This is a genomic window from Inquilinus sp. (assembly GCF_039594555.1).
Taxonomy (GTDB): Bacteria; Pseudomonadota; Alphaproteobacteria; order DSM-16000; family Inquilinaceae; genus Inquilinus.
This window is the reverse complement of the sequence record NZ_JBCNNF010000413.1, coordinates 1-6,145: the sequence shown is the minus strand read 5'-3', so window position 1 is coordinate 6,145 and position 6,145 is coordinate 1. Positions and strand designations below refer to the sequence as shown.

At 69.3% G+C, this 6,145-nt stretch carries 7 protein-coding genes; all 7 read right to left on the bottom strand.

The window, feature by feature from the left end:
• Positions 1-12: 12 nt before the first annotated feature.
• Positions 13-480: a RidA family protein gene (locus ABDW35_RS30250; RefSeq protein WP_343717557.1), complete on the bottom strand. Its 468-nt coding sequence runs from the start codon at positions 478-480 to the stop codon at positions 13-15.
• 2 nt (positions 481-482) lie between these two features.
• Positions 483-1,493, bottom strand: a complete 1,011-nt coding sequence (locus tag ABDW35_RS30245; protein ID WP_343717556.1) for an ABC transporter ATP-binding protein — start codon at positions 1,491-1,493, stop codon at positions 483-485.
• Positions 1,490-2,503: an ABC transporter ATP-binding protein gene (locus ABDW35_RS30240; RefSeq protein WP_343717555.1), complete on the bottom strand. Its 1,014-nt coding sequence runs from the start codon at positions 2,501-2,503 to the stop codon at positions 1,490-1,492. The genes ABDW35_RS30245 and ABDW35_RS30240 overlap by 4 nt, the downstream gene beginning before the upstream one ends.
• A complete protein-coding gene (locus ABDW35_RS30235; RefSeq protein WP_343717554.1) occupies positions 2,500-3,654 on the bottom strand; it encodes an amidohydrolase/deacetylase family metallohydrolase in 1,155 nt (384 codons plus the stop codon). Before ABDW35_RS30235 ends, ABDW35_RS30240 begins: the two co-directional genes overlap by 4 nt.
• Positions 3,654-4,523: an ABC transporter permease gene (locus ABDW35_RS30230; RefSeq protein ID WP_343717553.1), complete on the bottom strand. Its 870-nt coding sequence runs from the start codon at positions 4,521-4,523 to the stop codon at positions 3,654-3,656. The genes ABDW35_RS30235 and ABDW35_RS30230 overlap by 1 nt, the downstream gene beginning before the upstream one ends.
• A complete protein-coding gene (locus ABDW35_RS30225; protein ID WP_343717552.1) occupies positions 4,523-5,464 on the bottom strand; it encodes an ABC transporter permease in 942 nt (313 codons plus the stop codon). Before ABDW35_RS30225 ends, ABDW35_RS30230 begins: the two co-directional genes overlap by 1 nt.
• 162 nt (positions 5,465-5,626) lie before the next feature.
• Positions 5,627-6,145 (bottom strand): ABC transporter substrate-binding protein (locus tag ABDW35_RS30220; RefSeq protein WP_343717551.1); only part of this gene is annotated, 519 nt, incomplete at its 5' end.

Below are 6,145 nucleotides of genomic sequence, written 5' to 3'. Positions count from 1 at the left end.
GGTCCATCGGCATCACCGTGCGAATTCGACGATGGCTTCGATCTCGACGGTAATCTGGCCCGGCAGCGACCCCATCCCGACGGCGGAGCGGGCGTGGCGCCCGATCTCCGGCCCGAACAGCTCGACGAACAGGTCGGAGCAGCCGTTGATCACCGCCGGATGATGCTCGAACTCCGGCACGGCGTTGACCATGCCGAGCAGCTTGACGATGCCGGTGACGCGGTTGAGGTCGCCCAGCGCCTCCTGCATCACCGCGATCAGGTTGATGCCGGTCAGGCGGGCATGGCGATAGGCATCGTGCCGGTCGACCGTGCCGCCGACCTTGCCCCGGTACTGTCGGCCGTCGGGTTCGGTCGGCCCCTGGCCGGACAGGAACAGCAGTTGCCCCGTGATCCGGTGGGTCTCGAAATTCGCGACCGGCGGCGGCGCCTTGGGCAGCGTGATGCCGAGCGCGGCAAGGCGGTCGTAGACGTTGGGCATGGTTATTCCGTCGTTTCGTCGTTCAGTTCGGCGTCGCGGATGCAGGCGACGAAGCGGCCGGGCTCGCGCTCGGCCAGCGGCGGCACCGCCTGGGCGCAGGCCTCCACCGCCATCGGGCAGCGGGTGCGGAACACGCAGCCGGAGGGCGGCGCGATCGGGCTGGGGATGTCGCCCTTCAGGATGATGCGGTCGCGCTTCGCCCGCGGGTCCGGCACCGGCGCGGCCGACAGCAGCGCCTTGGTGTAGGGGTGGCGCGGCCGGTCATAGACCAGGCGGGTTGGCCCCTTCTCCATGATCCGGCCGAGATACATCACCACGATCTCGTCGCAGAGATAGTCGACCACGGCGAGGTCATGGGCGACGAACAGCAGGGTCAGGCCGAGGTCGCGCTGGATGTCCTGGATCAGGTTCAGCACCTGGGCCTGAACCGAGACGTCGAGAGCCGAGACCGGCTCGTCCGCCACGATGAAGTCGGGCTCCACCGCCAGGGCCCGGGCGATGCCGATGCGCTGGCGCTGGCCGCCGGAGAATTCATGCGGGAAGCGGCGCTGGTGGTCGGCGTTGAGGCCGACACGCTCGAGCAGCTCGCCGATGCGCTGGCCGCGGCGGCCTTTCGCCAGGCCGTGGGTGTCCAACGCCTCGCCCAGGATCTCGGCTACGCTCATCCGCGGGTTGAGGCTGGCATAGGGGTCCTGGAACACGATCTGCATCCGCCGGCGCCAGGCGCGGAACTGCTTCTCCGGCAGGGCCGTGACGTCGGTGCCGTCGAACAGGACCTTGCCGGCCGTCGGCTCGATCAGCCGCAGCACGGCGCGGCCGGTGGTGGTCTTGCCGGAGCCGGATTCGCCGACGAGGCCGACGATGCTGCCGCGCCGGATCGACAGGCTGACGTTTTCGACCGCGCGGACGACGCGGCCGCCGCCGATCGGGAAATGTACCGACAGGTTCTGCACGTCGAGCAGCGGCGCGGCGGGATCGGCCTGGGGGGCCGTGCGGAGGGCGGCGGCGGTCACAGCTGGTCGGTCCTCCGGCAGCGGGAGCGGTGGCCGGCCTGCACCGCGGCCAGGTCCGGCACCGCGGCCTCGCAGGGCGCCTCGGTCAGCGGGCAGCGCGGGGCGAAGGCGCAGCCGGGCGGCAGGGCCATGACGCTGGGCACCGTGCCCGGGATCGGCTGCAGCCGCGCATCGTCGTGCCGGCCGCCGGTGCGGGCGTTCGGGATGCAGGACAGAAGGCCGCTGGTATAGGGGTGGCGCGGCCGGTCGAACAGGTCGAGCACCGGCGCCTCCTCCACCACCCGTCCGGCATACATCACGGCGACGCGATGCGCGATCTCGGCCACCACGCCCATATTGTGGGTCACGAACAGGATCGACATGCCGATCTCGGCCTGCAGCCGGCGCAGCAGGTCCAGGATCTGGGCCTGGATGGTGACGTCCAGCGCCGTGGTCGGCTCGTCCGCGATCAGCACCGATGGGTTGCAGGACAGGGCCAGCGCGATCATCACCCGCTGGCGCATGCCGCCGGACATCTGGTGCGGATAGTCGTTCAGCCGCGACGCCGCCGCCGGGATCTCCACCAGCTCCAGCATCTGCCGCGCCCGGGCCGTCGCCGCGGCCCGGCCGGTGCCCTCATGCAGCTGCACCGCCTCGGCGATCTGGTCGCCGACGGTGAACAGCGGGTTCAGGCTGGTCATCGGCTCCTGGAAGATCATGGCGATCTCGGCGCCGCGCAGGCGGCGCAGCAGCGCCTGGGAGGCATGGGCCAGGTCGTGGGTCGTGCCCTTGCGGTCGCGGAAACGGATGGCACCGCTCTCGATCCGCCCGGCCGGCTTGGGCAGCAGACCCATGATCGACAGGCTGGTCACTGACTTGCCGGAGCCGCTTTCGCCGACGATCGCCAGCGTCTCGCCGCGCGCCAGGTCGAAGGTCACGCCGTCGACCGATTTGGCGACGCCGTCCCGGCTGTGGAACCAGGTCCGCAGATCCTCGACCGCGAGGACGATGTCGCGGCTGGACGCACTCATGTATGGACCGCCGGATCGAACAGCCGGGCCGCCTTGACCGACTTGGTGCCGAGCACCGCATGGCGCGGCGTGAACAGCTTGTCGAGCGTGGCGCTGTCGCCGGAGGAATCCGGCAGCGTCACCGACGCATCCTCCAGCCCGAAGACGGTGAAGTCCGCCTCCGCCCCGACCGTCAGATTGCCGGTTTCCGGCAGCCCGACCACGGAGCGCGGACGGGTGCTGGCGGCGGCCACCACCTCGGCGAAGGGCATGCCGACGGCCAGCAGCTTCGACATGGTGGTCGCCATGTCCCAGACCGGGCCTTCGATCGAGCGCAGATGCAGGTCGGTGGAGATCGAGAACGGGTTCAGCCCACGCTCGATCCCGGCGCGCGCCACCTTGAAGGAGAAGGAGGCGCCGCCATGCCCAACATCGAGCCGCACCCCGGCCTCCACGACCTGTTTGGCGATGCCGAACAGCTCCTCATCCTCCAGGATGTTGCCGCCGGGCTTGCCGTGGAAGCAATGCGTGAGGACGTCGCCGGGGGTCAGCACCGCCAGCACCTCCTCCAGCAGCGGCGGCGGCTCGCCGACATGCACCATCAGCGGCAGGCCGCTGATCTTCGCCACCTTCTTGGCGATCTTCACCGGGGTGATGCCCCAGGCGCCGGTCACCGTGCTGCAGGCCCGGCACTTGATGCCGCGGATGATGTCGCGGTTGGCCTCGATCACCGCCAGGGTGCGGGTGATGTCGATCGAGCGCTGGTCGATCAGCTCGCTGACCCGGTTGCAGGCGACCAGCCCGATCGAGCCGATGTTGAGGAAGGCGACCACCCGCTCCGCCGCCGGCTCGGCGATGAACTCGCGGAAGCCGACGAAGTTGCCTTCGCCGGCGGAGCCGGCGTCGACGATGGTGGTGACGCCATGCGCCAGCCCGCCCTGGGACGGGCGGATCGAGATGTCGGTGCCGCCGTGATAGACATGGGCGTGCAGGTCGGCCCAGCCGGGCGACACCCAGCCGTCGCCGCCGTCGACGATCTCGGCCCCGGACGGGGCATCGATCCCCTGCCCCACGGCGGCGACGCGGCCGTCGGCGACCAGGATGTCGAGCGGGGTGTCACCAGAGTGATCTGGGAAGCCGACCGGACGGGCGGCGCGGATCAGGACAGGCATCACAGTTCCTTGCGCAGGCGGGGATCGAGGATGTCGCGCAGGCCGTCGCCGACCATCTGCAGCGACACCACCGACAGCACGATGGCGAGGCCAGGGAAGACCATCATCCAGTCGGCCGAACCCATGTACTGCTGGCCGGCATTGATCATGGTCCCCCAGGTGGGGATTTCGGGCGAGACGCCGACGCCGAGGAAGGACAGGCCGGCCTCGGCCAGGATGGCATAGGCGAAGATGAAGGTGCCCTGCACCAGGATCGGCGACCACAGGTTGCGCAGGACATGGGCGGTGACGATGCGCCAGGTGGAGACGCCGAGCGCGCGCGCCGCCTCGACGAAGGGCAGCTCGCGGATCACCAGGGTCGAGGCGCGGACGATGCGGGCCAGCCGCGGCGTGTAGACGATGCCGAGCGCGACGATGACATTGACCAGCGACGGCCCCAGCGCCGCGACCAGCGAGATCGCCAGCAGGATGTCCGGGAAGGCCATCATCGCGTCGATCACCCGGGCCACGACCTTGTCGGCCGACCGGAAGAAGCCGGCGACGAGGCCGAGCACGATGCCCAGCACCGAGGACAGGATCACCACGGCGAAGCCGACGAACAGCGACAGCCGGCCGCCATAGACGGCGCGGGTGAAGACGTCGCGGCCGAACTCGTCGGTGCCGAACCAGTGGGCGCCGCTCGGTGGTTTCAATCGGTTCACGATCGACAGCTTCTGCGGCGCGTAGCTGGTGATGTACGGCGCGAAGGCGGCGGCCAGCACCAGCACGACCAGGATGATCAGGCCGATCATCGCGGTCTTGCGGCGCAGCAGCAGGCGGGCGAGCTTCATGCGCTCGCCGGCGATCGAAACGGAGGCGGTCGCGGCCATCAGGTGCGCACCCTCGGGTCGACGAAGAGGTAGAGGAGATCGATCGCCAGGTTGACCAGGACGTAGAGCGCCGCGATCACCAGCAGCGCGCCCTGGATCACCGGATAGTCGCGCCGCAGCACGCCGTTGACCACGAGGTTGCCGACGCCCGGCAGGCCGAACACCGTCTCGGTGACGACAGCGCCGGAGACCAGCAGCGCCGTGGTCAGGCCGATCACGGTCAGGATCGGGATCAGCGCGTTCTTCAGGGCGTGCTTCAGCACCACCCGCCGCTCCGGCAGGCCCTTGGCCCGGGCGGTGCGGACATAGTCGTCGTTCAGCACGTCGAGCATGCTGGCGCGGGTGAAGCGGGTGATCAGGGCGGAGTTGACCAGGCCCAGCACGATCGCCGGCAGCACCAGATGGCTCATTCGCTCCAGGAACGTCGCGCCCGGCCCGCCATAGCCCGCCACCGGGAACCAGCCGAGCTTGACCGCGAAGATCTGCATCAGGATCAGGCCCAGCCAGAAGCTGGGGATGCTGGCGGTGAACATCGACAGGGTCAGCACCGACTGGTCCAGCGCCGAGCCCCGCCAGACCGCCGAGGCGATGCCGACCGGCAGGGCGATGGCGACCGCGATCAGGATCGAGAGGATGGTCAGCATCAGCGTCGGCTCGGCCCGGTCGCCGATCGCGTCCAGCACCGGCTGGTTCAGGAAGATCGACTGGCCGAGATCGCCGACCGCGATCTGGCCCAGCCAGGTGACGTATTGCACCGGCAGCGGCTGGTCGAGGCCGAGCTTGGCCCGCAGCTCGACCACATCCGAGGGCTGGGCGTCGGGGCCGAGCATCACCGCCGCCGGGTCGCCCGGCGTCACCCGGATGATGACGAACACGACCGTCGCCACGATGAACATCACCGCGACCATGCCGATCAGGCGATTGACGATGTAGGAGAGCATGGGGCTATGCCGTCCTGAACATCTTCAGGCACCCCTTTTCTGTCATTGCCGGGCTTGACCCGGCAATCCAGGGGCCACCGAGAGCGGCTCTTGCCGCCCTGGATCCTCGGGTCAAGCCCGAGGATAACAATAAAAAGAAGTGGTTGAGCACCGGCACCGCCCTCACCTCTCCACCCAGGTGTTCCAGAAGAAGGGCCAGGGCGACGGGTCGTAGCCCTTCAGCTTCGGCGACTTGGCCGACAGGGCGTTGAAGTCGCCGACCTTGATGAACGGCACTTCGGCCATGATCGCGGCCTGGACGTCGCCGTAGAGCTTCGCCCGCTGCGCCGGGTCGGACGCGGCGTTGAAGGCGTCGAAGGCGGCGCGGCGGCGCTCGGTCGACCACCAGCCCGGGCCGCTCTCGGACATGCCGAGATTCAGCGCCGGCTCGGGCAGGAACGGGCTGTGGGTGAAGAAGATGTCCCACAGCGCCGGATCGTTGCGGCGCTGGGTCAGCGTCGCCCAGTCCGACACCTGCAGGTCGACCTTGAAGCCGGCGGCCTTCAGATATTCCGCCGCCACCAGCGCCATCTTGTAGTGGAACTCGTATTGCTGGCTGGTCAGGATCCGGATCGGCTCGCCGGCATAGCCGGCCTTCTCCATCAGTTCCTGCGCCTTCTCCGGATTGCCCTGGTCGTAGGT

What these genes read in the sequence shown, in the direction of transcription:
- ABDW35_RS30250 (WP_343717557.1), bottom strand. Translation starts at nt 480, where the DNA reads ATGCCCAACGTCTACGACCGCCTTGCCGCGCTCGGCATCACGCTGCCC.
- ABDW35_RS30240 (WP_343717555.1), bottom strand. Translation starts at nt 2,503, where the DNA reads ATGAGTGCGTCCAGCCGCGACATCGTCCTCGCGGTCGAGGATCTGCGG.
- ABDW35_RS30235 (WP_343717554.1), bottom strand. Translation starts at nt 3,654, where the DNA reads ATGCCTGTCCTGATCCGCGCCGCCCGTCCGGTCGGCTTCCCAGATCAC.
- ABDW35_RS30230 (WP_343717553.1), bottom strand. Translation starts at nt 4,523, where the DNA reads ATGGCCGCGACCGCCTCCGTTTCGATCGCCGGCGAGCGCATGAAGCTC.
- ABDW35_RS30225 (WP_343717552.1), bottom strand. Translation starts at nt 5,464, where the DNA reads ATGCTCTCCTACATCGTCAATCGCCTGATCGGCATGGTCGCGGTGATG.